Here is a 25,535-nt window from a genome sequence, read left to right on the forward strand (position 1 = left end):
GTCAATAAACTTGTCTTATTCGCGAGTGGCTAATGAATCTGGAATTTCTTCTACATAAGGTTCTTCATACATTTCAACCTTGTTTATTGGGAAGTTTTGCGCCTTTAGTGCATCATAATATTCTTTTTTCATTCGAACTTCTTGGACATAATTGATTCGGTCTTCTAAAATACCTAGCAGATTTCCTCTTACATTTCCGTTTTCATCAAATGGTGATTCTTCCAAATGCAAAATATTGTGGGAATTAGTTTTTGATAGAGACAGCAATTCCACCCCCATAAAAGAAAAATTGACAACATCTTCTTCTGTGACAATGTTTGCGACCTGCTGAGCTGTAAAATCAAGAGAATTATTATATTTTTCAGTTACTTCAAATGTCTGAGGGTTCGTCACAGTCACAAAGTTCATTTGTTTATCATAAAAATAGTTATTAACAATCGGAATTTTTTGATCATTCATATAAGCGATTTCTTGGATTTCACCCTTATGATAAAAAATCATACTAAAAAGTTTGCCGTCAGAGGCATATTCCTCAATATAATCAAGGGAGCCATCTGTGTTGGTATATCTCACTTCTTTAACATGGCGCCGAGTATTCGGATATAAGCTTACCGTACCGATTTCATCACCATCACAAATAATAGAGATCGTCCAGTTTCCATTAACAAATACTTCTGCATTGGAAGCTGTCGGAATTTTACTGAAGAATAAAAAGCTTTCTGGATCATGGCTTCGTTTAGTCACTTCATCTAAAATATTGATGCCGTTGACTTCTTCTTTTAAGAGATTCTTCTTAAATTCTAAACTTGGTAAGACACTAATTATTTTTCCATCAGTTTCTAGCAAGCGCTCTTTTTGCTTTTTCCAAACGGGATGATCTGGTAGAATCGTTCCCACAATCTCATAGTGCATCGACTAATTCCCTCCATTCATTAGCTATGACTGAATCTTGATACTGACTGACGGACTTCCGCGTGTTGGCTTGTAATTCTGAAAAATCAGCCTTCATCATTTGCTGAATGCCCTCAGCCATTTTGTTTACACTGAAAGTCTCGTCAGTCCGTGAATAATCTTTTAGGAAACCATTGATTCCCTCTTTCACTAATTCAAGTGCACCAAAACGAGCATTGAAAGTAACAATTGGTAACCCCGCATTTAGTGCCTCAATGTAGGTTAAGCCAAACCCTTCTGAGTATGAAGCTGATAAAAAGACATCGTATTCTTGATAAACCGCTTCTAAATTGTCAGAATGGCCTTTTAATTTTACGTAGTCTCCAGCGTCTAATTCTTCAATCACTTTTCTGATTTTTATATCTTCACCGCCCTGACCATAAATATCTAAAATATTTTCTGGATATTCTTCGTGAAGCTGGTGCATCGCTCTGACTAAAACATCAATATGTTTTTCTCCTGCTAACCTTGAAGCAGTAATGAACTTCGTTGGTTTTTTGTCTGCAGGAAGTTTCTCAATCTCCGTCTCATCATAATCACGAATGCCCCCTACTGGAATCGTTACAAACCGATTTTCTTCGCCAGGAAAATCCACCAGTAAATCTTGTCTTTGTAGCTCAGTCGAAATGATCCATTTATTTAGCATTCGTGCCCGATTTAGCGAGTACTCATAGAAATTATTCCAAAGGGGCGCGCTAGGTTCATCTCGATCAGACAAATGATCAGCATGAATAATCTCGATTAAATGACTATGCTCAGGTCGATTATGAATTAATGCTGACTCAGTTTCTTGTCCACGATCAATGAAAAAGTTTGAGCTTCCTTCGAATTTTGCATCTAAATAATGGAAAAAGAAGCGCTGTAATAAGACTTCATTTCTAAAGAAAAGATTTTCTCCTTCAAAATCGTAAATATGAATATTTTGCATTAATTTCTCACGATTAGGATGATCGATCCATTCAAAGATTATTTTTCTTTCCATTGTTTGATAGTTATAAATCTCGACTTGATATTCAGACACCAACAACATCTCTTTATTTTTTTTGCTAAGGGATTTTTCCATGTGCTCTACAATTAATAAACCTGAAGATGTTACCGTTCTTTTCAAGCGATGTGTCTTAGTAAAATCAATATCAATGGTTGTCTTATGCTCATATTTTTTTGCGGCTCCGTTGTAAACGTAATCTCCTCCAAGGACAAATGTTTCCCATAAATTGATTACTTGATCATCGGCTAAATGCCACTTTTCCATAGCCTCATGTAAATTTCTAACCAATTCAGTAAAGACAAATTTGTACGGTATTCCTGCAATGTCAAAACACTTTGCTCGATAAAATTGTGCATGCTCTACACCTGAATTTCCAATCCCCATCGCCTTGTTTACAAAAAAATTCATCGTTCATTTCCTCCCACACGATCATTCGCTAATATTTCACTGGCATACTCATTGATTTGTAGCTTTTGAATTAATTTTTCCGTTTCCGTTTCTGCCTCAACAAACCAATACTCGCTTGCCACATCAGGCAATAACGCTTGGAATAGTTGCGGTAAATAAGGAAATTTTTGGGCAACTTTTTGATATTGATTTCCGCGAAAAATTGAAAATTCTGCCTCTGCTTCTAAGCTGTTGTTTGTTATTAAATTATAGGCATAACTCACCTCATCCAATGCTTGACTGTCCTCATCTAATAAAATGAAAAAATAATTTTTAGGCTCATCAGTCTTTACTGGAAATGTCAGTGTGTTTTTCCCACTGTTTAAGATAGTTATTTCGTTTTTTTTGGTTGATTCTTGATTCAAAAAGCTCACTACATGAAGGTTATCTTTAATATCTAAAATAAAATGTTCGTTGATATCAGCTTCAGCAATCATCAAATAATTAAATATGAATGACTGATGACTTTTGTTTTGAATGCGAACCTCATAACTAATGGCATCGGCAGGATAGACAAAATGCCCCTGCAACTTTTTAAAATAAATCTCGTCAATAATTTCATTTTCGTTATCAAAAAAAACAATTGTCAGCTGAATATCTTTATCTGGATCAAAAGTTCCTACAATTGAAATATCATAGGCTTTCTCTTGAATCAGAAGTGGCAGTAGTGGTGATTTACGTCTTGTTTGATAAATAAAACGTGAATACCAAGTTTTCAGGACTGCACTTATCGACATATATTTTGACGAATACTCATATTTACCATCTGGTAAAAATCTAACGGTTGCACCGGAAGGATTGATATCCTTAAAATCATGTCCCCACCTTATTAAAAAGACATTGCTCATATTCTCCCACCTTAGAAATCCATAACAATTGGTTCCCGACCAAAGTCATTCACCAAAATGTTTAGATATTGTTTTAAAAACCAATTGATAATGCCATCTGAATTATCATTGTGTCGTCCGACTAAACCTTTGTATAAAACTTTTGTTTTCGGATCTTTCTCTTTGATTGTTTCAAATAATCTTGGAAAAGCATTCACATCATAATCATCGTGTTTCATATAAGCGAACGCAAAAGTTGTATGGCTATAATTACCCTTTTTAAATTTCTCCCAAAATTTTCGATCAATCTCCTCAGCTGCCGCAACCGATAATTCACCCATGACGTTATAGAGCATATCGTAACCCGCTGGAAAAACATTTGGTCGAATCACTCGTTCATTCAGTACGATGGTTCCAATGTTTGTTACAGGTTTTCCAACAACGATAGCATGGGGTTCTAGACTAGAAGCATAGTACAGAGAGCTATAGGTACCCATGGATAAGCCTGATAAAATTAAATCTGATTTTTTAAATCCTAATCGGTCTAATGTTGCTAAAATGACATCGACTAGTCGTTGCTCCAATTCGGGGTTCCCTAAATAAAAACAACCACCTAATAATCTTGGGTCACCAATTAACATAAATGGACTTTTCATCCGAGTCATCATATTGCGTCCTTCAAATCCTTCAGCCGAACGGTAACCAGAGAAATAAATGCTCAACGGTGGTTTTAAATCACCAGCATTGAAATAATAGAACAATTCTTGATTCATTCCTTGGTGATCAATGATCCGTCTACCACCAGGAATCATTACATTTCCTTTTGCTAATGCTCGGCGAATATGAAACTGTCCGATTCTAAGTTTTCCATTTCCTTTGACATATAAGGTAGTGCCTAAGACTGAGTGTCTTGAATCTCCTTGAATAACGATGCCTTTATTTTTTTTGATTTCTTCACCGGTCACTTCATATTGTTTGGAGATTTCTCTTCCGCCGCTTTCGATTAATACCAATTTAAATAGTAGTTCAATATCGCCTGAGACAATCTCAAATTCTGGATAAATCTCAAAGCGTTCCCCTTTCATCACATTCGAAGTCATTTTCCAGGTCAACGATTGTTTAAAATCTTCACCAAATTCACCGGTCAGTTCAGTGAAAACCTCCCCTTGTTTTACGACTTCTCCTTGAAAACTTTTATGGATTTCAAGGTAATCAGGACTGGATTTGTAACCTTCTTGCCGGTTAGTAAATTGTTCATTGATAAATTGGAAAAGTGCAGCTTCCTCTTTAAAATCGAAGATCGTTGCCCCTTTCAGATCAAGTATTCTTTGTGTTTCAGTTGTCAAATCTGTATTTTTTTCACAAATAATTTGATGCGCTGGGAATTTTATTAATAAGTCATCCTGTCCATGTAACAATTTGGCATCTTCAGAAAAAATAAAGACAGCTCGCAACATTTTAGGGTTAAGTTCTCCATCTTTTAAGACCTTCAATAATAATTGATCCGCTACAAAGTCGTAATCTGAGGGTACCCACTTGTATTGAAAGTTATCGTTTAAAACTTCACTATGAAAGGGTCTTCTCCCAATGTGAAAGACTTTAGTTATCTTAAGCTTTACCTCATCCATAAAAAATTCGCCTCCATTTATCCATTGTTGCAGCGGAACCAAATTCTTCAATTAATTGAACATTTTCAACTAAAACATTATTCCAGTTGTCCAATTCATAAAGATAAAAATCTAGTACTTCATTAAAGTCACTTACTTTTTTTAATACTGTTCCGTTTTTTCCATCTATTAAGTAATCACTTTCAGTCTTAATAATCATCGGTATGCCTGCACTAACAGTCAAAGCATGAGTTTGGATATCACTATTTTCATTGAAATCAAGGTAAATTCTTGCTCGATGAAGATTTTTCTTCAGCTGAGTTAAGTTTGGCGCCACACTAAAGCCAATGCGTTCATATACTTCTGAAGCAGCAACTAAGTCTGCCCATTGCTCTGTTTCTTTAAGCTGCTCCACAGCTTTTTCTTGTTCCTTATACAATTTTTTTATTCTTTTAGCGTAGAGATAAGTGGCGGTATTTTTAAAATCTTCCGATAAACTATCAATTGAAAAATAAGCGTCTACTATATCTCGTTGGGCTTCCTCTAGTTCTTCTTGCATCTCTTCATCGGCCACTTCAATCATTAAAGCTAGTTTGTCATCTTTTATTATTTTTTTTATTAATAATTTTTGAGACACTGCCATTTCTTCAAATGATTGATTGGCTTTCCAATAAATAGTCAAATGAGGAACAGAGTTACTGACTCCTAAAGTTAAGTCAGTTGTATATAAAGGAATGTTGACAACTTTTACTGGTGTACTTGCTTTATTTTCTAAAAACTCTTCTAATTCATTTTTCTTTTTCTCAGAATCCGTCACAACACATAAGCTTTTCTCCATCATTGTTACTAAGGATTGCTGCTCAAAGTCGCTAATATTTTGATCATCATCGAAAATACGAATAATTTTATGTTCTTTTTGAAGCATATTTGTCAAAGTCATGATTTCTTTTTCAGTAACTGTAACTAAACTATCTTTTTCAGATTGAAACGCTTTAAATTTTTTTCTTAAAACTTCTGCAATCAACGCATACATATTGGGATACTCTCGATGGTCAAAATCGGGATTGCCTTGATCACTAACAACTACTCGTTCATCATTACCAAAGTATTCAGTCAAAGTAATTTCGCTAAATTCATTGTAATAATCGATTCGCCCAATATAGTTTTGCTCAGTAATATATTGCCTCGATGAGATAAAACCACGGTCGTCAAAAAAGTAGATATAGTATCCCGGCATATCGCCAAAATGATCCACAACATGATTAACAAAAGCAAATTCATTAAAAACAATTTCTCCACGAATCTCTTCATTTTTCAGTAACAACACGCCATGTGGGGTATAAACTTGTTGTGCATCTTCTGGTAAATCCAATTCTTTTAAGGCAATCGGATGGCCATCTTGGATCTGAATATTTTGTAAAGTATCATAAATACGCCAATAATTTTTAGGATAAATACTATGCTCCATGGCTTTATATCTTAAAAAGGGTAAATAATGGATTAAAACTAATTGGTAATCTATCTCATTTTCCATAAATAATTTAATAATGTTTAATGTCCGTTCATCTTTCCATTTACCGCCTGTTTGTTTCCAATCAGGTATAAAGTAATTCATCAAAACACCTCTAATTTCTATCTAAAATAGATCATATTGACTCTTAAAATAAATAAATTTCACTTCTTGAACTAATGTATCCAAAATCACAACTAACATTAGTAAGCTCCCGAAATAAAAAGCCAAATTGGTGACCAATGGTACTTTTAATCCAATAAACAATGGAATCCATGAAACTAAAACCATATAACAGTTCCCAACAAAGCAGATTCGATAAAGCTTCTTTTTAATATATTCTTCTGTTCGATCCCCCGGCGGTATACCAAATATGTAATCACCTGATTTTTTCAGATTTTTTGCGATATCATGGGGGCGTACATTCATGAAACTAAAACCTATTCCTAAACCAAAAACAATTACGCCATACATCAAAATTCCTTGAATTGTGGTAAAAGTAAAATAAGTGGTTAAAAAATAAGAAAAAATTGTATTATCAATGCTTTTAATCAATAGAAATAATGGCGGAATTGAAAAAATAGTAATAGCAAACATAAACGGCATTGCGCCACCAGTTAATAATCGAATTGGGATGTAGGAATTGTTAAATTCACTGTCGATCCCTGTTCGTTCAATCCGAATACGGACTTCTGATTTGTATAAAAACAAAGTCATAAAAATAAAGATCAACGTGATCACAATTAATCCAGCGATCATTCCTGCGTTGACACTAACTTCTTGCGTTTGACCAGTAACTAACATTCTAGGTAAGTTACCAATCAATCCTGGGATGATGAACACCATCTGTGCCCCGATTCCTTTTTCACAGTTCTGATCAGCGAGCCAAGAAACAAACATGGCACCCGCAGACAAAAGAAAGACATTCATGGCTATTATTTGAAAATTTGATAAGCCTGGGAAAAAGCCCTCGTCAATCATCGTTCTAAATCTCAACATCACAGCAATTCCCTGTGCGATAGCAAAAACGAACATAATTGATTTTTGAATAGCACTACGTTTGCGTTGCGATAGATTGTTAATTGCATCGATATCTATCATAGAAACCATGGTCCAAATAATTAATCCTGTCATGTATGGTCCAATTCCTAAAGTAAAGATACTAGGTCTAGTAAAATTTCCTCCTGTAACACTAGACAAAAACTGATCTAATAAACTTCCATCTATATTATTCGATTCATAAACAAAGCCTGGCAGGTAAATATTTCGTCCGAGTTGCATAATAAGGATTAAGATAAAGGCCCATAAACAGCGCCTAATTAGCTCATTATAATTTCTCATAAAATCGCCTTTCTAATTTATTCAAAAGTTCAATCATTTTTTTGGTTATGGAAATTCAATATCAATTGTTCCATCCTCTTGTGGTATTAAGTCAGAAAGTAAGAAATTACGTAATATTTCCACCCATATGTGATCCTTCATCTCTAAAAATGATCGTTTCGATTCGATTTGATACTCGTAAATCGGTCGATGTTGTCCCCAGCTACGGCTGCTGACAACTGTTTTAAGCTGTTGCAAATTATTTGATTGTTCGACCCACATCATGTCAATTGCTTTTAAGATAATTACCCGTTTGTAATAGGTCATTTGGAAAAAATCAGGGATAATTTGTTTAATCCGCTCTTTTTGCTCTGCTGCTATTTCCAGCAATAAATCTGTCACATTTTTTTTGCTAAGTTCCATCGTCATATTTAAGGCATCTACGTCATAGTTATAATTAAAATTATTAAAAATGAAATTGATAATATATTTGAAATCTAAATTTTCTTTTTCCTCAACGAATACCTGGATGGCTTGAATGGTGCATTTAGCAATAATTTCATCTAACTCTTCCATTGACGCATCCATGATGTGATTACGGGTATCGTAAATTTTTTCTCGTTGAATACTGACAATTTCATCATAATCAACAGTATTTTTTCTTGTTTGAAACTCTTGATTTTTCCGACTATTTTGCGCTTTCTTTATGACACTTTTGTATTTCTTTCCTAATAGTTGGGGATCAATCATTTTCTCTTCATCAACTTCTCCATGAAGTTTCTTTCTTGATTTCGCTACCCATTTTGGTGCACTTTCAATGACAATCTTATCTTCCAGAGAGACAAAAAAGACGCTGTCTCCGGGATCCCCTTGTCGACCAGCCCGACCCCTTAATTGATTATCTATTCTTTCGCTAGTCATCCGCTCAGTTCCGACAACTAACAAACCATTATTGTCTCTGGCTGCTGGATTCAACTTAATATCTGTTCCACGTCCTGCCATCGAGGTCGCTACAGTTACCGTTCCTGCTCGACCTGCATCTCGAATGATCCAAGATTCTCTTGCTGCAGTAGTCGCATTTAATAAGTTGTGAGGAATTTTTTGATCTAACAACAACATAGAATATAAATCCGACATGCTAACTGATCCTGTTTCAATTAAAACAGGTCTGCCATGGTTCATGGCTTCTTTTACCGCTTTAAGAGAGGTCATAATCTTGGCTTTATTCGTAATAAAAATTTCATCTCCATGGTCTTTTCTGATCATTGGAACATTAGTAGGAATTTCTACCACATCAACATGATAAGTTGTACGAAATTCTTCAGCATCGGTCATCGCCGTTCCAGTCATACCAGATAAAATTTTGAATTTTTTAAATAAATTCTGATAAGTGATCACACCCATTGATTTTGTCTCAATAGTAATTTTTACTTGCTCTTTTGCTTCAATTGCTTGATGTAATCCAGCTTGTAATTTTGTTCCGACCAGTTTGCGACCATTGGCTTCATCTAGTAAAAAAAGCTCATCATTACTGATTACATAATCTCGATTATTCTTCATAATAAAATTTGCTCTTAAAGCCAAGACCAAATGACGATACGTTTGATACCATTCTTCACTTAAAATATTTTCGATATCAAAATATCTTTCTGCTTTTTTGATCCCATCCTCAGTAAACCAAACACTTCTCTGGTCCTCGCTGATTTCATAATCTATATCTTCCTCAATACTTTTTACAAACCAATCGGATACCTCAAATAAATTTGACTGAACTTTAGGCGCGCCGGAAATTACCAATGGTGTCTGTGCCAAGTCTAATAAAACGGCGTCTATTTCATCAACAACAGCGTAATTAAAGTTTTTTACATATTGTTTTTCGGGAACTGTTGCTAGATTTGTAATCAGATAATCAAATCCAAGAGCACTGTGGGTAGTGTAAACAATATCAGAAGCATATACAGCTTCTTTATCCACCGTTTCATCCCCTTCATGTTCTTCTGCTCCCACGCCTACAGTCAAACCCAACCATTCATACACACGACCGACATCATGCCCATCACGATATGCTAAATAATCGTTTGCTGTAATCAAAAAGTTGCCACTCCCAGTTAAACCGCGTAAATAAAGCGGCATAGTAGCCGCTAATGTTTTCCCTTCTCCAGTTTTCATCTCGGCAACGTTTCCATAAAATAAAGCGATTCCACCTATAATCTGAACAAAATAAGGTTTCAAGCCAACAACTCTTCGATCTGCCTCAACAACTACTGCAAAAGCCTCCACCAACAAATGTTCTAATTTTTTACCTTTTGCTAATTGCTGGCGAAACTTGACTGTTTGACTTTTTAACTCTTCATCTGAATAATTTGCGTATTTATCAGCCAACTGCTGAACTTTTCTCGCAATTCGACGATACTTTCTAAGCTTAGGACTCTTCATAAAACATTCACCCTTTTACATAAAATCAAAAATCTACAAATGTATTTATTAACTAATTCAAATTAATATTAATATTAAAATAAAAATTATTATTTATTTATGTCATGACTATCTAATAAAATTTTACAATATAATTTATTTATAATCAATATAAATTATATTTTTTGGTATTTTTAAAAACATAAACCTAAAATAAATTTAACTTCATTTAGTTATTATCGTTTTATCTAATTTATTTAAAATCATTTTCATATCATCGTTATTTAAAATAATTAATTTGAGAAAAAATAGATATTTATCTTGTTATAATAGCGATTATTTCTTGCATATTTTTTTATAATATAGATTTTTTTTATTTAAAAACGAAAAAGCCCTTGTAGAAATACCAGGACTAAATGCATAAAAATTATCTTTTTTATGATTTTTTTAATTAAATATTCATAAGACTATTTTGTTTTTTAGCTATTTATTTCCAAAAAAAAACAGGAAATCAACTGATTTCCTGTTAACTTGATTTATTTTCCTAAAAGATCCATCTCAAACATTTTTTCTGCAATTTGGACAGAGTTCCATGCAGCACCCTTTAATAAATTATCTGATACGACCCACATATGGATGCCCTTCTCTTCATCTAAATCTTTTCTAATTCTACCAACAAAGGTTGATTTACTTCCGACACTATTTAAAGCTTGTGGGTAGATTTGTTGACTGGGATCGTCTTCTAAAGTGACGCCAGCTGCATTTGTTAAGATTTCTTGCACTTCTGATACAGTAGCCGGTTTTTCAGTTTCAATATAAATCGATTCCGAATGACCAGTTAAAACGGGAATTCGTACACAAGTAGCTGATACCTTTATTTGGCTGTCTTCCATGATTTTTTTCGTTTCATTAACCATTTTCCATTCTTCATAAGTATAGCCTTCTTCAGCAAAGACATCGATTTGTGGCAACGCATTGAATGCTAATGGATAATGTTTCTTATCGCCGCCGGCTGGCAAAATATTAGCTGGAATTTCATCTTTTGGTACACCGTCAAGAAAAGCTTGAGTTTGTTGTTTTAATTCATCCATAGCCAAATTTCCTGCACCAGAAACAGCTTGATAAGTTGAAACGATGATTCTTTTCAACCCATAAGCTTGGCGGATTGGTTCCAAAGCCACCATCATTTGAATCGTTGAACAATTTGGATTGGCAATAATCCCTTGATGTGTTTTTAATGCTTCTGGATTCACTTCTGGAACTACTAAAGGTACCCCTTCTTGCATCCGAAAATGACTAGTATTATCTACTACAATGGCGCCACGTTTAACAGCTTCGGGGGCAAATTTTTCTGAAATACCACCACCAGCAGAAAACAGTGCTAAATCAACGCCTTCAAAAGATTCCGGTACAAGTTCTTCAATCGTAAATTCTTGGCCTTTGAAATTAATGGTCTTTCCTGCAGAACGTTTCGAAGCTAAAAATTTAATTTGATTAATTGGTAAACTCGTTTCTGTTAACATGTTAATCATTTGGGTCCCGACAGCACCAGTTGCTCCCACAACGGCAACGTTGATTTTTCTCATCAATATCACTCTTCCACTTCATATTTTTTTAATATTTTATCACAAATACCTTTAAATACAAATAGAAGTTTTTTTGATTAAAGCTGATATAAAAAGGCGCGGGCCGATTTTAATTCATCCATACTTAATTGATGACCATGTTCAGTCCGATCTACCACAACATTGGCATTTCTAGCAACAAAAGCCCGTTCCAATTCATCAAAAGCTTGTTCACTGACTATCGGATCATTCACGCCGCCGTAGGACATCCAGACACGCTTGTCAGACAAATCAGAAGTTTTGGTATGGACTTCTAATGACATTGGGTGGAAAAAAATACCATAACGCAAAGGTGTATCTCTTTCCAATAATAAATGAGCGGCAATATTGGCACCATTCGAATATCCAACTAAAACCCAATCAGCTAAATCAACGCCTTTATCTTCACTTTCTTGCTTAATTGCTTCATATAGTTTATCGGTTTCTTCTTCCAAACTTTCATAATCAAATTGATTTAAGCCATTTCTTTTAAAGAATCGATTCATCCCATCTTCGTTAACTTCACCTTTAAAAGAAAGAATGCGGCAACTACCATCTAAAAATCGGGCAACATCCACTAAAGAAGTTTCATCTCCGCCAGTTCCGTGAAGTAGTAATAAATTTTTTCCGTCCGCTTGTCCAGCATCGTAAAGTGATTTCATTTGATTCCCTCCGTTACTTACTTTTTGTTAGTACAAAGTTAGCATGTTCTTAAAAAGATAGCAATTAAAAAAGCCTGCAGCGAATTTGCTACAGACTTAATATCTTTAAAAAATAGGTGTTTCGATCGTTTCAACAAAACTTGCTTCAACAACTTCACTAAAAAGCCGTACATCGTCTTTTTCAAAAATTCCCAAAGTTGATAATTTAACTAACTCATTTTTGATCTCGTCAGCAGTTAAATCTTTATTTGGTTCATTATATGACCAAGTATGATTTTTACCTACACTATTTTTAAATACGGCACTTAATTTTAACATTTAACTTCCTCCTTATTTCGTTACTTTTGATTGAACAGTCATTAATACGCCATCTAGTGCTGATTCGTTTTGTCCTAAGGCTTTCATCACATCGCCTAAAATTAACATCTCTTCTTCTGTGGGCTCATCAACAACATTACTAAAATTAACTCGTTTTAGTTCCTTCCTGCCTGCCTGGGTTAGTTGAACTTGTAATTTTGTACTCACTTTTTGAATCATGGTATTGCCTCCTCTTGATTTGTTATAGGTGTCGCGACTGCCTACACTATTAATAACGAAAGTTTCTGGCAAAAAGTGCAAAAGAAATGGAATCTTTTTTTTAAGCAGAATAAAAAACCTCCAAAAGCTGATTGCATCAACCTTTGAAGATTTTTGTTAGACCAATATTTTTTTTAATTCTTTCGCTTGTTTCACTGCTGATGAGAAAATCGGTAAATCAAACTGCTTATATAAAGCACCGGCAACAAAGTAAGCGATATTGAAATCTACTAAACTATGAATCAATCCACCTACACCCATCAAAATAAAGATCGTATAGATGTACCCTTGCGAGTAATAAGTATCCGGCATATTTCCCATGAAATAAAAAGCACTGACCACCGCTAACTCACAAACAGAATGAATGATACCAATCACCAAATTAAACAATTGGAAACGACCATTAGCAAAAGTAAATTTGCCATTTTTTAAAACAATCTCGGGATGCTTCTGCAAATATTTTGCACCAAAATAAGCAAAAACAACATGGGACAATGCCCGCAAAGCGATGATTGGTGAGGTTGAAATAAAGAAGCCAAAAGCGGTTCCTAATGAAACAGCTACCGCAACCCACGGCGCAAAGAACATCGCAATAAAGACGGGGACATGACTCGCTAAAGTAAAGGATGCCGGAGGAATCATTACTTTAGGCATCACCATTGGAATCAATACGCCTAATCCGATTAATAAAGCTGAAATAGTTAAATGTTTTAAATTGGTTTTCATTTTACTCTCCTGTCTTGACACACTCAATGAAATCTAGTTTATCGAAATCACAGAGATGTGTCAAGACAGTTTCGAATAGTTATTTTGCTAACGCTAGTTCTTCTCTTAACGCTGTCAATTTTTCAATTCGTTCTACTTCAGTCAATTGATGTTTTACAACATAACGATTTTTTTCATTGGTCACACAATCATATGAGCATGCACCAAGATATTTTTCTTCATTGCTTTCAGAAACTAAAATTTGTTTATTGCAGAAGGGATTGCTACAGTTAATATATCGTTCACAGGGCGTGCCATCAAACCATTCTTTCCCGATTACTTTTTTATCCACCTGATTGATATCTACGCTGATCCGCTCATCAAAGACATACATTTTCCCATCCCATAGTTCCCCTTGAACTTCAGGATCTTTTCCATAAGCGGTGATACCACCATGCAATTGTGCCACATCTTGATAGCCTTCTCTTACCATCCAGCCAGAAAATTTCTCACAACGAATACCGCCAGTACAATAAGTCACAACTTTTTTATCCATAAATTTTTCTTTGTTATCGCGAATCCATTGAGGTAATTCACGGAAATTACGAATATCCGGACGAACTGCACCACGAAAATGACCTAAATCATATTCATAATCATTCCGAGCATCGATTACAACTGTATCTTCAGCTAATAGAGCAGCTTTAAAAGCTTGAGGCTCTAAATATTTTCCAGTTAATTCTAATGGGTTAATGTCATCTTCTAAGTTTAATGCGACTAATTCATGACGAGGTCGGACAAACATTTTCTTAAAGGCATGGCCTTCACTTTCATCCATTTTGAAATATGTATCTTTAAAACGTTCATCAGCTAACATCATTTCCATATACGCATCTGTCGCTTCGAGCGTTCCTGAAAGAGTTCCGTTAATTCCTTCGTTGGCCACCAAAATACGACCTTTTAAATCCAAACTTTTACAAAAAGCCAAATGTTCAGCAGCAAAAACTTCCGGATCAGTAATTTCTGTATAATTATAGTAAAGCAAAACGCGATAATCCATTTGTTGTTCCTCCTAAAAAATTCCTATCTTACTATAATATAGAAATTTCATAACTAGCGCGAAATTTATGCTTGTCTATTTTTGTACAAAAAAAGCTATCGAACTTCGATAGCTTAAAGACTTTTATTCAGCTGCTGCATCCGTTGTTGCAGGGGCGACCGTTGCTGCTTCTGGATGTAGCGCTAGGTATTGAGCCACCCGGTTTTCAGCATTGGCTTGTAAATTATAATAGTAAAAACTAATGTCGTTATTATGGTAAGACCCAGATGGGAAAATCTTTTGTGCTGATTTTGGCATTTCATAAGTTGCCTGATCGACGCTTGAACAAATTAATAAGCCACGAGTCGTATCAACGGTTGCATCTGCCAAATTATCAACTCTTTCGTACTCGCCAGTCTCACTATTTCTAACATACGAACCTAAATTTTGAGTAACATCGGCTGGCGTTCCATCAGTTGTCCAGTTTAATGGATTAATGGCTAAAGACCCTTCTTCCCAAGTACTTAATTCACCGGTAAAGTTTGGTGAAACAGTATTATAGGAAATAATCGATTGGTTATCATCAGCACCTTGAGCAAAATGAATACCTGGATTTTGATCAATTTCAGTTTGGGTAACCGATTGTCCTAAAACATAAGCGGCTACTAATCGATCATTTAATTCAGGATGTTCTTTCATATAGTCAAATAAGATTTCTTTGACCATCGCGGCACCTTGAGAGTGACCAACTAAAATAAATGGTCGGCCATTATTTAGATTATTGATATAGTAGTCAAAAGCGGCTAATACATCGGCTTTGGGAACACCTTGAATGTAATCTTGCTGTTCACTCTTGTCTTTACTTAACCACCATGTCGCATCTAATTGACGATAATAAGGAGCATACACATTTCCACTAGCTTCAAAAGCAGACCCTTGAGTTGCCATAAACACTTGGGCACCAGCTTGCATGCTGGCATTTGAAATAGTAGAAACTGGTGAATCTTTTTTCTCTTTCTGTGCGTAAGCAGTCGGATATAACATAAAGACATCGGTTGTTTTTCCGTTGTCTTCTCCTTGTTCTAGCCAATTTGTTGCTTTACTATAATCCGTAGCTTTAATATCGTCTCCGGCTTTTTTGGGCTTATTAACTGAAGCGGTTGTACTCGTTGCAGTCTGATCATTTCTTTGCTCATCACCAGAGTAAAAAGCAAAATAAAGAGCTACAGCAGCAGCAACAACTAAAAGAGCGGCAATTATTTTTTTCACGTAAATCCTCCTAAAACTAAAATCTTTGGTTTCATATCAACTGATTCGTTTTACTGATAGCAAAAAGTAAAACGAGAAATTATTTTGGTTCAACTATTTCAACTTAACGATTGGCTTCCAGCGCATTGGATAAATTAGCAAATTCTTGTAGTGATAAGGTTTCTCCTCGTCGTTTGGGATCAATTTCGGCTTGAATCAAGCTTTTTTCTAACCAAGCACGCGTTTCTTCATCTTTCCCATAAGTGTTCAATAAATTATTCCATAAAGTCTTACGACGCTGATTAAAGCCTGATTTGGTTAATTTAAAGAATTCTTTTTCGTTTGTAACAGTCACCGCAGGTTTTTCTCGGCGAACCAATTTTAAAATCGCTGAATCAACATTGGGTTGGGGAATAAAAACCGTTTTCGGTACGATAAAAGCTGTTTCAGCTTCCATATAATATTGAACAGCAATCGATAAAGATCCATATGCTTTTGTCCCTGGTTGAGCGCTAATGCGGTCAGCTACTTCCCGTTGCATCATCACTACCATCTGATCAATCTGCAACTGGCTTTCCAATAAAGACATCATAATCGGTGTCGTAATATAATAGGGCAGATTTGCCACGACTTTTAAAGGACCGGCTGTATCAAAGTAAGCAATCTCTTCTGGTACATTGGCTTTTAAAATATCGCCATGCACCACTTTTACATTGTCATAGGGACTTAAAGTATCTGCTAAAACCGGAATCAAACGGTCATCAATTTCAAAAGCTAAAACCTTTCCGGCGCTACGAGCCAAATATTCAGTCAATGCACCGATGCCGGGACCAATTTCAATCACATTGTCAGCTGAAGTGATATCAGCAGTCTCAACAATTTTTTGTAAAATATTCGGTTCAGTTAAAAAGTTTTGTCCTAGACTTTTTTTGAAGGAAAATCCGTGTTCCTTTAAAATTTCTCTTGTTCTAGAAGGTGTTGCAATATCTTTATTCACAGTCTTTCCTCGACTTTCTTAATAGCGGTACTTAATTCTTCTTCGGTAATGCGAAACATTTTCAAACGTTTGGCTAATTGTTTGCCGTTGGTATAGCCTATTTTTAATTCTTCTCCTAAAAGTTCTCGTTTTTCTTTGGCAGAAGCTCCCGCTATTAAACCATAGGCCACCAAAGTTTGTCTAGGAATTTCAGGTAGATCGTCAACAGTGGAAGGTGTCACAACTTTTTCCAAGGCTTCAATAATTGCTTCATCGCTAGCATGTTCTACCCCTAAACTGCTGCCTCTTTTTTGTGGTGCGGCTTTTCGACGAGCTAAAAAGGCATGTTTGGCACTAGGAATACTTTCCATAATCGTCTTGCGAATCTTCTCTCCAGAAAAATCTGGATCAGTAAAAACAATCACACCACGGGTTTCTTCAGCATGTTCAATCTGGCTCAAAATTTCTTCATCAATTGCCGAGCCTCGGGTTTCAATCGTATCCACATGGAAAACTTCTTTAAGCCGCTTTGTATCATCTTTTCCTTCGACAACAATAATTTCTTCAATTCGTTCTTTCATTTAATCAATCCTAAATAGTTGATGGGCATTGTTGCGCGTTATTTCAGCGACCTCTTCCCATGGTAAATTTCGTAGCTCCGCAATTTTTTCTACTACGTAACGTGTATAGCCTGGTTCATTTCGTTTGCCTCGATAAGGAACCGGCGCTAAATAAGGTGCATCGGTTTCGACTAACAATTTATCTAAAGGGACAATTTTTGCTGCCGCTTGAACATCGGTGGCTTTTTTAAAACTCACTACGCCAGAAAAAGAAATATGCATCCCTAAATCTAAAAAGCGTTTGGCCCATTCATCGCTACCAGAAAAACTGTGCATAATACCGCCAATCTCACGAATATCTGCTTCTTTTAATTTTTTGTAAGTATCTTCAATCGCATCTCGAGTATGAATACTGATTGGTAAATTCATTTCTTTTGCAATCGCAATTTGTCGTTGAAATACTTTAGCTTGGACTTCTTTGGGATCTTCCATCCAATAATAATCTAAGCCGATTTCTCCTAGAGCCACAACTTTTGGTAAAGTTAGTTTTTCAATCAAATCCGTTTCAATTTCTTTTGTATAACTGCCAGCCTCAGTTGGATGCCAGCCAATAATCGAATAAATTCCTTCATAAGTCTGATTTAATTGTAAACTTTTAGTAATCGTTTCTGTATCAAAACCAACAACTGCCATTTCTGTGACGCCAAGTTCTTTCGCCCGAGCGACAGTTTCAGGTATATCGTCGTTAAATTGCTCCGCATTTAAATGCGTATGAGAGTCAAAAATCATTTTGTCTCCTCCTGTCATTTGTTTCTTTTTAGGACAACTACTACCTTAACACATATCTTTATTCAGCTATATTATAAATATATTTCTAAATATTAAGACCAGCTTACATCTCCATCATTAGTCCGATGTTTTTTTTGACAAACTATTTATAATGGAGCCACGAGGTGATTCTATGGAAAACAAACAAAATCGTTGGCACTGGTTACTTATCTGCCTGTTTAGTTTATTCGTGGTGGCCAGCTTTAGTCAACAACTTTTACTGATTGCTTTACTATTATTAATAGTTGCTTTAATAAAAGGACCTGGTCTATTGGTTTGGGGAGCGATTTATACATTTTTGATTTCATTATTTCCACCATTAGGTGTTGTTTTAACCACCATCTTTTTTTTATTAAATTTACATTTATTAACGAAAAGTTGGCGAGTAAATATGGTTAGTTCTTGGTTCTATCTTTATCCTTTTGTCGTTAGCGGAATGATTTATTTTTTAGACTGGCAGCAAAAATGGCAATTAATTATTTTTTGGATACTAGGAATTGTCGTTCTCATGTTTCTTTTGAATAAAGCTTATTTGGTTCACCAAAATGTTCGTCAGGTTGCATGGACTGTTTTAGCTACTCCTTTTGAAATATTGTTATTGGCTTTGCCAAAGAAAATTACCAGAAAGTTTAAAATGAGTCCTGAACATAAAATATAAAATTTATTTATTATTTTTATATTTCCCCTATTTATAATGATATAATTTATTTATATTTAAATTATAAATAAAGGAGAGGACTTATGACTATATATTGTTCAAAAACTCATTCTAACACTATCCCATATAGCTTTGCCTACTGGCATCTAGGCGCATCAGGTAAAGCACATTATGATATCAGTGAATTTACAAGAGAAATTGGTGGTAAAGATTTAGATTTCTATGAATACAATGATACAAATGAAACAAATGCTGCACAATCATCTAGAATTGATGGCATTTTAAGCGGAATTAAAACAAACGATATTATCATTATTCAGTACCCATTTTTAGGTAGTGAGCGCTATAGAAAATTGCTTTTTTCTCGGGCGAAGTTGATGGGTGCGAAAATAGTCCTTTTTATTCATGATATTGCAGCCTGGAGAGAGTCGAATGATCATCAAGCGAAATCAAATTTTCAATTCGAAAATGCAGATGGTTTTATATTTCATTCACCGGCAATGCAGGAACAAATTATCCAGCAATATAAAGTAAAAAAAGAGGCTCAAATGGTTATTCAAGGTTTATTTGGTTATAAACTTGCTTATTTAAATGGAAAATCTCGCTCATTTAGTCGAAATATTGATTTTGCAGGATCTTTTAGTAAATCTAATTTTTTAACTCATATTCCTGAATCTGTGAGCATGACTGTTTTTTCTAACTTAAATGAACCAACTTTAGAACTGCCTACAAATATTACTCTGGGTGGCAGTTATGACCCTGAATCAATCCCTTTCCAACTAAATGGTAGCTTTGGTTTAAGCTGGACGTCTGATAGTTATCCTGAAGTTACAGGAAGCTATGGTCTTTATGAAAAATACAATATGCCCCACAAACTATCTCTTTACTTAGCAGCTAATCAACCAGTAATTGTATGGGATCAATCAGCTGAAGCTGATTTCATTGTAAAAAATAATATAGGACGGACGATTTCTAATTTAGAAGAGCTTCCTAAGTTACTGGATTCTTTTACTGAGGAAGACTATCAAGAAATGTACCAAAACGTAATTAGAATTGGACAATTGGTTCGAGAAGGCTTTTGGTTTAAAAAAGCTTTATTCGATATTCAAGACAAACTATTAGTCAAATAAAAAAGAGGTGTTTAAAATCCTAAGATTTTAAACACCTCTTTTAGCTTTAACCTACTACCGATCCGTTCGGCATTCCTTTTGGTGCTTCAACTACTTTCAGACTGCCATCTGCGGCTTCGGCTGATAAAATCATCCCTTGGCTAATTTCTCCGCGCATTTTACGAGGTTTTAGATTAGCTACAATGATTATTTTTTTACCAATCAAACTAGCTGGATCACTATAATATTCAGCGATTCCTGATAAAATTTGACGGTCTGCTTTGTCGCCAGCATCTAGTCTAAATTGTAACAATTTATCTGCGCCTTCGACTTTTTTACAATCGATGACTTCTGCCACTTTCAATTCAACTTTATCAAAAACATCAAATTTGATTTCTTTATCCTTCACCGAAACCAATTCTGTTTCTTCCGGTTGCCATTTAACCTTTTCAGGTTCTGGCGCTACACCTTCAGACATTTTTTCTTTGATATAGGCTACTTCCTCTTCCATATCTAAACGAGGGAAGATTGGTTGACCTTTACTAATCACTTTAGTATTTTCTGGAAATTCGCCGAAATGAATATCTGCTAAATTCATCATTTCAGTGTTCAAGCCTAATTGTTCAAAAATTTTCGTTGGCGTTTCAGTCATAATTGGTTGTAATAAAATTGCTACAATCCGCAAGACTTCTGCTAAATGAACCATTACACTATTTAATTCAGCCTGTTTTTCTTCATCTTTTGCTAAAATCCAAGGCTCAGTTTCATCAATATATTTATTTGCTCGAGAAACCAAAGTCCAAACTTCTGCTAAAGCAGTATTAAATTCCATTTTTTCCATCGCTTCACGGTAACGAGAAACTACGTTTGCGGCAGTAGTCGATAATTCACTATCAAATGGTGTCACTTTTGATTGATATTTAGGAACCATCCCACCACAATATTTGTTAATCATGGCCACTGTCCGATTTAATAAATTCCCTAAATCATTAGCTAAATCATAATTTACACGAGCCACAAAATCTTCCGGCGTAAATACACCATCTGAACCAAATGGCACAGCCCGCAATAAATAATAACGCAAAGCATCTAAACCAAAACGTTCAACTAACATTTCAGGATAAACTACATTTCCTTTAGATTTAGACATTTTTCCGTCTTTCATCATTAACCAACCATGGCCAAAGATTTTCTTCGGTAAAGGTAAGTCTAACGCCATTAACATAATTGGCCAATAAATCGTATGGAAACGCACAATTTCTTTCCCAACCATATGAACATTTGCTGGCCAGTATTTTTGATACAAACTATCGTCATCTGAACCATAGCCTAACGCTGTAATATAGTTAGTTAAAGCGTCAATCCACACGTAAACGACATGTTCAGGATTGGCATTCACAGGAATTCCCCAAGTAAAGGTCGTCCGTGATACAGCTAAATCTTCTAAACCTGGTTTGATGAAATTATTAATCATTTCATTTTTACGAGATTCTGGTTGGATAAATTCTGGATGGTCTTCGTAGTATTGCAACAAGCGATCCGCGTATTTACTCATCCGGAAGAAATAAGATTCTTCTCTGACCAATTCCACCTCATGTCCACTTGGTGCTTTTCCGCCAATGACCTTTCCTTCATCATCGCGATAAACTTCCGCCATTTGATTTTCAGTGAAAAATTCTTCATCAGAAACTGAATACCAGCCTTCGTATTCGCCTAAATAAATGTCCCCTTGTGCTAATAACTGGTCAAAGATTTTTTGAACAGCAGCTTCATGATAATCATCTGTTGTCCGAATAAATTTGTCATAGCTGATATCTAAAGTTTTCCAAAGTTTTTTAATATCCGCCGCCATTTCGTCCACATATTCTTGTGGTTCAATACCTAATTCTTCAGCTTTTTTCTCAATTTTTTGACCGTGCTCATCGGTACCAGTTAAGTAGAACACATCAAATCCCATTAAACGTTTATAACGAGCCACCGCGTCACAAGCAATTGTTGTATAAGAATTTCCAATATGGAGCTTGCCACTTGGATAATAAATCGGTGTCGTAATATAAAATGTCTCTTTTTCTGACATCTTACTCCTCCTTAAAAAAATATTCTTTGTTAGTATACCACAATTTCACTGGACTTTCTTTGTTCCAGACAAGTCCTATCTGTCAATCTCACCAATCATTTTTTCCGGTCGTACCCACAAATCATATTCTGTTTCAGTCAGGTAACCTAAAGACAATGCTGCTGCTTTTAAAGTCGTCCCTTCTTGATGGGCTTTTTTAGCAATTTCAGCGCCTTTATCATAACCAATATGGCTATTTAATGCCGTCACTAGCATTAAGGAATTATCCAATAATTCAGTCATTCGCTCTTGATTAACAGTGATACCAACTAAACATTTTTCTCTAAAAGAATGCAAACTATCTGTCAATAAACGAATGCTCTGTAATAAATCATAGGCAATCAATGGCAAATAAACATTCAATTCAAAATTCCCTTGAGAAGCTGCCATCCCAATCGTTGCATCATTTCCCATTACTTGCAAGGCCACCATAGTTAATGCTTCAGATTGAGTTGGATTTATTTTTCCTGGCATGATCGAGCTACCAGGTTCATTTGTTGGTAGGGTAATTTCACCAATTCCGCTTCGCGGTCCGCTTGCCAACCAGCGAATATCGTTAGCCATCTTCATAGCATTAGCTGCTGTTGCTTTTAAAGCACCACTAGCAAAAACGACAGCATCTCGATTGGCTAATGCGTGAAATTTATTGCTTTCACTCATAAAATGAATACCTGTCGCTTTATTCAATGCCACAATGAAAGCTTCTTCATATATTTTTGATGCATTTAAGCCAGTGCCGACTGCAGTTCCACCAATTGCTAATTGTTTTAACTCTGCCAATGTAGCAATCAGCATATTCTCATTATGTTCAAAGCCCGCTTTCCAGCCACTAATTTCTTGTCCAAAGGTAATTGGTGTCGCATCTTGTAAATGAGTTCGACCAATTTTGATCACATCTTGATTTTCTTCTTCTAAATCCTCCAAAGTTGCAATCGTTTGGTGAATCGCCGGTAATAAATTTTTCTCGATGGTCATAGTTGCTGCTAAATGAATCGCTGTGGGGAAAACATCATTAGAACTTTGAGACATATTAACATCATCATTAGGATGAATCGGCGTTTCTTGACTTGCTAGATGAGCTATTACTTCGTTGGCATTCATGTTAGTTTGAGTACCGCTGCCAGTCTGCCAAATGACTAAAGGAAACTGGGACCAATTTTTTTGTGTTAGTAATTGATCACAGGCATTCTTAATGGCTTCCGCTTTTTGGCTGGATAATTTCCCAACTTGATGATTTGCAATAGCAGCCATTTTTTTAATAGTCACTAAAGCTTCCAATAGTTCTGGTGGCATCTTTTCTCCACCTATTTTAAAGTTTTGACGGCTTCTTTCAGTTTGTGCGCCCCATAGTGCGTCTTCTGGTACTTCAATTGCTCCTAATGAATCATGTTCAGTTCTGGTATTCATTTGCATAGCTCCTTCATCTTTTTTTACATTATCGCTTAAATCAAATGAAAAATGAAGACAAAAAAGCTTTTATCAAACTTAGCAAGAGTCTGATAAAAGCGACTAATTAAATTTTTTTGCTCGAATTTGTAGCAATGTTTTCCCTAGATTTGCCCAGTCAGTTGGACGGGGCGGGTCAAGCCAAATAATATTTTCAATTAAATTGGAATGGTATAACTCACTAATGTTAGAAATAACCAAATCGGTTTCCTCACTTAGCTTGTCTTGCGTCACAACATTTAGATGAGAGAATATCGACAAATTATTCGCAATAAAGCGATTGTACTTTTGGCCAAAACTAAAATCAATGTACACATTAATTTGTTCGATTACCTCAGACAAAGAAATATTTTCAACCAAAATCAGCAAATAAGTCAAAAATAATACATTTCGGTAGTCTATGATGCCCTCTTTTTTTATGTAGCTTTGATCCATTAAATATTTGCGACAAAATAAGAAATACTCGGTATAGGTTTCTTCAAAAAAGCTGATATCAATATTATCGTAACCATCGAACAAGCGAAAAGGGAAATATAACATCTCAAAATGGAGACGGTTCAATTCATTGAATAATACAATTTCTTTTTGTGGATCTAGTTGATAAAAATTTTTTTCAAATGCAGAAATAAAGCGATCGTTCAATCGAGTAATTCGTTTTCCAATTATGTTTTTTTCTATTGTAGATTCTGTCAATATACCTTCTAAATACAAAAATGAAAATATATCATCTTCTAATTCTATTGGTAATTCAAGTTCCTTCAGACAGTTTTCTTCTCCAGGAAAACTTTTTCTCAGGCTTTGCAAAACTGTCTTTTTATTTTTATTTTGATCGATTTTAAGATCTTTTAATAAGAAAAATACCCCTAAAAAATGTTCTAATCGACGTTGCCTAGTTAACGGTATAAAGATTTCCTGATCCTTCAATTTTTGGCTAATTACATTAATTTTTTCCTCAATCTGTTGACCATAAAATGAAAAATCCTCTTGAAAAAGAAAAGAAGTCACTTTAGTGAAAAAGAAAAAAATATTTTGATTACTACTCGTTAGCTGATGATTTTTATTCATCCCAATTCCAAAAGAAGCCAAAATTTTCTTTACTTCTTTAACTTTTTCATAAGCAATCCGATAATTTATAAAATGTTGGTTAGCAAAGTCATTAATCGATTGAAAATTTCCTTTAAGTAAATCCAATAGAATCGCAATATCCAAAGAATCATTTAAATATTCCCGTAAAACTAAATCAGAAACAGCTTCCTGACTTTCATTCAATTGTACTTGTTCTTTATCAGTAACCAATTCAAAAAAACCATCTAAATTAAATTCAATAAAATCATTTTGCAATTCTCCTAATGTTTTATCATATAAAAAATTAGATATACCTAACTTTTCTTGAATTAAAGAACTTTTTGCCGCTAAATCAGTGGATTCTTCAATAAATCTCAGAAATTGATATTTTCTTGTATTGTCTTTACTTAAAAAAACTTCAAAATTCAACGTTCGTTCACTTCTTTCTCCCATAAAATGCAATTCCAGTTAATAGTTGAACTGTTTTGATTAATTGCGGCTCCTCTACACCATCTTGTCCACCACCAAAACTAGGTTGCGCCGAAGTGGCTTGATATTTGTCTGAGAAGAAAGCTTGATTTAACAATAATTTTTTTTGATTTTCTGTTTTTCTTCGCTGCTTCTTTGCAATTTTTGTTTTTTTTACTTTTTTCTTTTGTTTTGCAGCAGTTTCCTTTTCGACATAAGGAACCACTTCTGAGGTGTCACTAGTTTCGGCTGTATTTGATTGTTGTGTCGGCTCTATAGGAACCACTTTTTGATTTGGATCATCTGGACTATAAATATTATTTTCAGCCTTTGAAATTTGTGAACCTAATATTAGTGAAGATAAAAGTAGCAATGAACCACTTAATAAAAATTTTTTTTTGCCAATCAAC

Annotated in this window: 23 protein-coding genes; 2 read left to right on the plus strand and 21 right to left on the minus strand. The window is 35.0% G+C overall.

Annotated features, from left to right (window positions below; translation table 11 throughout):
• Positions 1-15: 15 nt before the first annotated feature.
• The 17 genes from ACVWNY_RS10145 to ACVWNY_RS10225 form a co-directional block, all read right to left on the minus strand.
• A complete protein-coding gene (locus tag ACVWNY_RS10145; RefSeq protein ID WP_218326199.1) occupies positions 16-912 on the minus strand; it encodes a hypothetical protein in 897 nt (298 codons plus the stop codon).
• The gene (locus tag ACVWNY_RS10150; protein ID WP_454071312.1) at positions 902-2,347 is read right to left on the minus strand and encodes a glycosyltransferase; all 1,446 of its coding nucleotides are present in this window, start codon (positions 2,345-2,347) and stop codon (positions 902-904) included. The genes ACVWNY_RS10145 and ACVWNY_RS10150 overlap by 11 nt, the downstream gene beginning before the upstream one ends.
• Positions 2,344-3,234, minus strand: coding sequence for an accessory Sec system protein Asp3 (gene asp3, locus ACVWNY_RS10155; RefSeq protein WP_454071313.1), 891 nt, complete (start codon positions 3,232-3,234; stop codon positions 2,344-2,346). The genes ACVWNY_RS10150 and asp3 overlap by 4 nt, the downstream gene beginning before the upstream one ends.
• 11 nt (positions 3,235-3,245) lie before the next feature.
• A complete protein-coding gene (gene asp2 / locus ACVWNY_RS10160) occupies positions 3,246-4,841 on the minus strand; it encodes an accessory Sec system protein Asp2 (protein ID WP_218326202.1) in 1,596 nt (531 codons plus the stop codon).
• Positions 4,834-6,435 carry an accessory Sec system protein Asp1 gene (asp1, locus tag ACVWNY_RS10165; RefSeq protein ID WP_218326203.1) on the minus strand — a complete coding sequence of 534 codons (1,602 nt, stop codon included), beginning with the start codon at positions 6,433-6,435 and terminating at the stop codon, positions 4,834-4,836. Before asp1 ends, asp2 begins: the two co-directional genes overlap by 8 nt.
• A 21-nt stretch (positions 6,436-6,456) precedes the next feature.
• Complete coding sequence (secY2, locus tag ACVWNY_RS10170) at positions 6,457-7,671, minus strand: accessory Sec system protein translocase subunit SecY2 (RefSeq protein WP_454071314.1); 1,215 nt, start codon at positions 7,669-7,671, stop codon at positions 6,457-6,459.
• Between the two features lie 45 nt (positions 7,672-7,716).
• Complete coding sequence (gene secA2, locus ACVWNY_RS10175; RefSeq protein WP_218326206.1) at positions 7,717-10,086, minus strand: accessory Sec system translocase SecA2; 2,370 nt, start codon at positions 10,084-10,086, stop codon at positions 7,717-7,719.
• 515 nt (positions 10,087-10,601) lie between these two features.
• Entirely contained in the window at positions 10,602-11,651 is a 1,050-nt protein-coding gene (locus tag ACVWNY_RS10180; protein WP_454071315.1) for an aspartate-semialdehyde dehydrogenase, read from the minus strand.
• A 77-nt stretch (positions 11,652-11,728) separates the two neighbouring features.
• Positions 11,729-12,331, minus strand: a complete 603-nt coding sequence (locus ACVWNY_RS10185) for an alpha/beta hydrolase (RefSeq protein ID WP_454071316.1) — start codon at positions 12,329-12,331, stop codon at positions 11,729-11,731.
• A 105-nt stretch (positions 12,332-12,436) separates the two neighbouring features.
• Positions 12,437-12,649 (minus strand): DUF2922 domain-containing protein, encoded by a 213-nt coding sequence (locus ACVWNY_RS10190; RefSeq protein ID WP_218326209.1) that lies wholly within the window; start codon positions 12,647-12,649, stop codon positions 12,437-12,439.
• A 12-nt stretch (positions 12,650-12,661) separates the two neighbouring features.
• The gene (locus ACVWNY_RS10195) at positions 12,662-12,868 is read right to left on the minus strand and encodes a DUF1659 domain-containing protein (RefSeq protein WP_454071317.1); all 207 of its coding nucleotides are present in this window, start codon (positions 12,866-12,868) and stop codon (positions 12,662-12,664) included.
• Between the two features lie 156 nt (positions 12,869-13,024).
• Positions 13,025-13,633: a hypothetical protein gene (locus ACVWNY_RS10200; protein ID WP_438719558.1), complete on the minus strand. Its 609-nt coding sequence runs from the start codon at positions 13,631-13,633 to the stop codon at positions 13,025-13,027.
• 79 nt (positions 13,634-13,712) lie between these two features.
• Positions 13,713-14,672, minus strand: coding sequence for an oxygen-dependent tRNA uridine(34) hydroxylase TrhO (trhO, locus tag ACVWNY_RS10205; RefSeq protein WP_454071318.1), 960 nt, complete (start codon positions 14,670-14,672; stop codon positions 13,713-13,715).
• Positions 14,673-14,795: 123 nt separating this feature from the next.
• Entirely contained in the window at positions 14,796-15,920 is a 1,125-nt protein-coding gene (locus ACVWNY_RS10210; RefSeq protein ID WP_454071319.1) for a DUF3089 domain-containing protein, read from the minus strand.
• 103 nt (positions 15,921-16,023) lie between these two features.
• A complete protein-coding gene (gene rsmA / locus ACVWNY_RS10215; RefSeq protein ID WP_454071320.1) occupies positions 16,024-16,896 on the minus strand; it encodes a 16S rRNA (adenine(1518)-N(6)/adenine(1519)-N(6))-dimethyltransferase RsmA in 873 nt (290 codons plus the stop codon).
• Positions 16,893-17,456 carry a ribonuclease M5 gene (gene rnmV / locus ACVWNY_RS10220; RefSeq protein WP_454071321.1) on the minus strand — a complete coding sequence of 188 codons (564 nt, stop codon included), beginning with the start codon at positions 17,454-17,456 and terminating at the stop codon, positions 16,893-16,895. The genes rsmA and rnmV overlap by 4 nt, the downstream gene beginning before the upstream one ends.
• A complete protein-coding gene (locus ACVWNY_RS10225; RefSeq protein WP_454071322.1) occupies positions 17,457-18,224 on the minus strand; it encodes a TatD family hydrolase in 768 nt (255 codons plus the stop codon).
• 172 nt (positions 18,225-18,396) lie between these two features.
• Between ACVWNY_RS10225 and ACVWNY_RS10230 the strand changes: the two genes are divergently transcribed.
• A complete protein-coding gene (locus ACVWNY_RS10230) occupies positions 18,397-18,921 on the plus strand; it encodes a hypothetical protein (RefSeq protein ID WP_454071323.1) in 525 nt (174 codons plus the stop codon).
• A gap of 83 nt (positions 18,922-19,004) precedes the next feature.
• On the plus strand, positions 19,005-20,051 hold the full coding sequence (locus ACVWNY_RS10235; protein WP_454071324.1) for a glycosyltransferase: 1,047 nt from the start codon (positions 19,005-19,007) through the stop codon (positions 20,049-20,051).
• Positions 20,052-20,097: 46 nt separating this feature from the next.
• Here ACVWNY_RS10235 and metG read toward each other — a convergent pair whose 3' ends face one another.
• The 4 genes from metG to ACVWNY_RS10255 form a co-directional block, all read right to left on the minus strand.
• Entirely contained in the window at positions 20,098-22,128 is a 2,031-nt protein-coding gene (gene metG, locus ACVWNY_RS10240; RefSeq protein WP_454071856.1) for a methionine--tRNA ligase, read from the minus strand.
• 54 nt (positions 22,129-22,182) lie between these two features.
• Positions 22,183-23,553, minus strand: a complete 1,371-nt coding sequence (gene fumC, locus ACVWNY_RS10245; protein ID WP_218326224.1) for a class II fumarate hydratase — start codon at positions 23,551-23,553, stop codon at positions 22,183-22,185.
• Between the two features lie 102 nt (positions 23,554-23,655).
• Complete coding sequence (locus tag ACVWNY_RS10250) at positions 23,656-25,110, minus strand: helix-turn-helix domain-containing protein (RefSeq protein ID WP_454071325.1); 1,455 nt, start codon at positions 25,108-25,110, stop codon at positions 23,656-23,658.
• Positions 25,094-25,534 (minus strand): hypothetical protein, encoded by a 441-nt coding sequence (locus ACVWNY_RS10255; protein WP_218326226.1) that lies wholly within the window; start codon positions 25,532-25,534, stop codon positions 25,094-25,096. The genes ACVWNY_RS10250 and ACVWNY_RS10255 overlap by 17 nt, the downstream gene beginning before the upstream one ends.
• Between the last annotated feature and the right edge of the window lies 1 nt (position 25,535).

This window comes from Enterococcus sp. JNUCC 77 (genome assembly GCF_054819945.1).

What these genes read in the sequence shown, in the direction of transcription:
- ACVWNY_RS10145 (WP_218326199.1), bottom strand. Translation starts at nt 912, where the DNA reads ATGCACTATGAGATTGTGGGAACGATTCTACCAGATCATCCCGTTTGG.
- ACVWNY_RS10150 (WP_454071312.1), bottom strand. Translation starts at nt 2,347, where the DNA reads ATGAATTTTTTTGTAAACAAGGCGATGGGGATTGGAAATTCAGGTGTA.
- asp3 (WP_454071313.1), bottom strand. Translation starts at nt 3,234, where the DNA reads ATGAGCAATGTCTTTTTAATAAGGTGGGGACATGATTTTAAGGATATC.
- asp2 (WP_218326202.1), bottom strand. Translation starts at nt 4,841, where the DNA reads ATGGATGAGGTAAAGCTTAAGATAACTAAAGTCTTTCACATTGGGAGA.
- asp1 (WP_218326203.1), bottom strand. Translation starts at nt 6,435, where the DNA reads ATGAATTACTTTATACCTGATTGGAAACAAACAGGCGGTAAATGGAAA.
- secY2 (WP_454071314.1), bottom strand. Translation starts at nt 7,671, where the DNA reads ATGAGAAATTATAATGAGCTAATTAGGCGCTGTTTATGGGCCTTTATC.
- secA2 (WP_218326206.1), bottom strand. Translation starts at nt 10,086, where the DNA reads ATGAAGAGTCCTAAGCTTAGAAAGTATCGTCGAATTGCGAGAAAAGTT.
- ACVWNY_RS10180 (WP_454071315.1), bottom strand. Translation starts at nt 11,651, where the DNA reads ATGAGAAAAATCAACGTTGCCGTTGTGGGAGCAACTGGTGCTGTCGGG.
- ACVWNY_RS10185 (WP_454071316.1), bottom strand. Translation starts at nt 12,331, where the DNA reads ATGAAATCACTTTACGATGCTGGACAAGCGGACGGAAAAAATTTATTA.
- ACVWNY_RS10190 (WP_218326209.1), bottom strand. Translation starts at nt 12,649, where the DNA reads ATGTTAAAATTAAGTGCCGTATTTAAAAATAGTGTAGGTAAAAATCAT.
- ACVWNY_RS10195 (WP_454071317.1), bottom strand. Translation starts at nt 12,868, where the DNA reads ATGATTCAAAAAGTGAGTACAAAATTACAAGTTCAACTAACCCAGGCA.
- ACVWNY_RS10200 (WP_438719558.1), bottom strand. Translation starts at nt 13,633, where the DNA reads ATGAAAACCAATTTAAAACATTTAACTATTTCAGCTTTATTAATCGGA.
- trhO (WP_454071318.1), bottom strand. Translation starts at nt 14,672, where the DNA reads ATGGATTATCGCGTTTTGCTTTACTATAATTATACAGAAATTACTGAT.
- rnmV (WP_454071321.1), bottom strand. Translation starts at nt 17,456, where the DNA reads ATGAAAGAACGAATTGAAGAAATTATTGTTGTCGAAGGAAAAGATGAT.
- ACVWNY_RS10225 (WP_454071322.1), bottom strand. Translation starts at nt 18,224, where the DNA reads ATGATTTTTGACTCTCATACGCATTTAAATGCGGAGCAATTTAACGAC.
- ACVWNY_RS10230 (WP_454071323.1), top strand. Translation starts at nt 18,397, where the DNA reads ATGGAAAACAAACAAAATCGTTGGCACTGGTTACTTATCTGCCTGTTT.
- ACVWNY_RS10235 (WP_454071324.1), top strand. Translation starts at nt 19,005, where the DNA reads ATGACTATATATTGTTCAAAAACTCATTCTAACACTATCCCATATAGC.
- fumC (WP_218326224.1), bottom strand. Translation starts at nt 23,553, where the DNA reads ATGAATACCAGAACTGAACATGATTCATTAGGAGCAATTGAAGTACCA.
- ACVWNY_RS10250 (WP_454071325.1), bottom strand. Translation starts at nt 25,110, where the DNA reads ATGGGAGAAAGAAGTGAACGAACGTTGAATTTTGAAGTTTTTTTAAGT.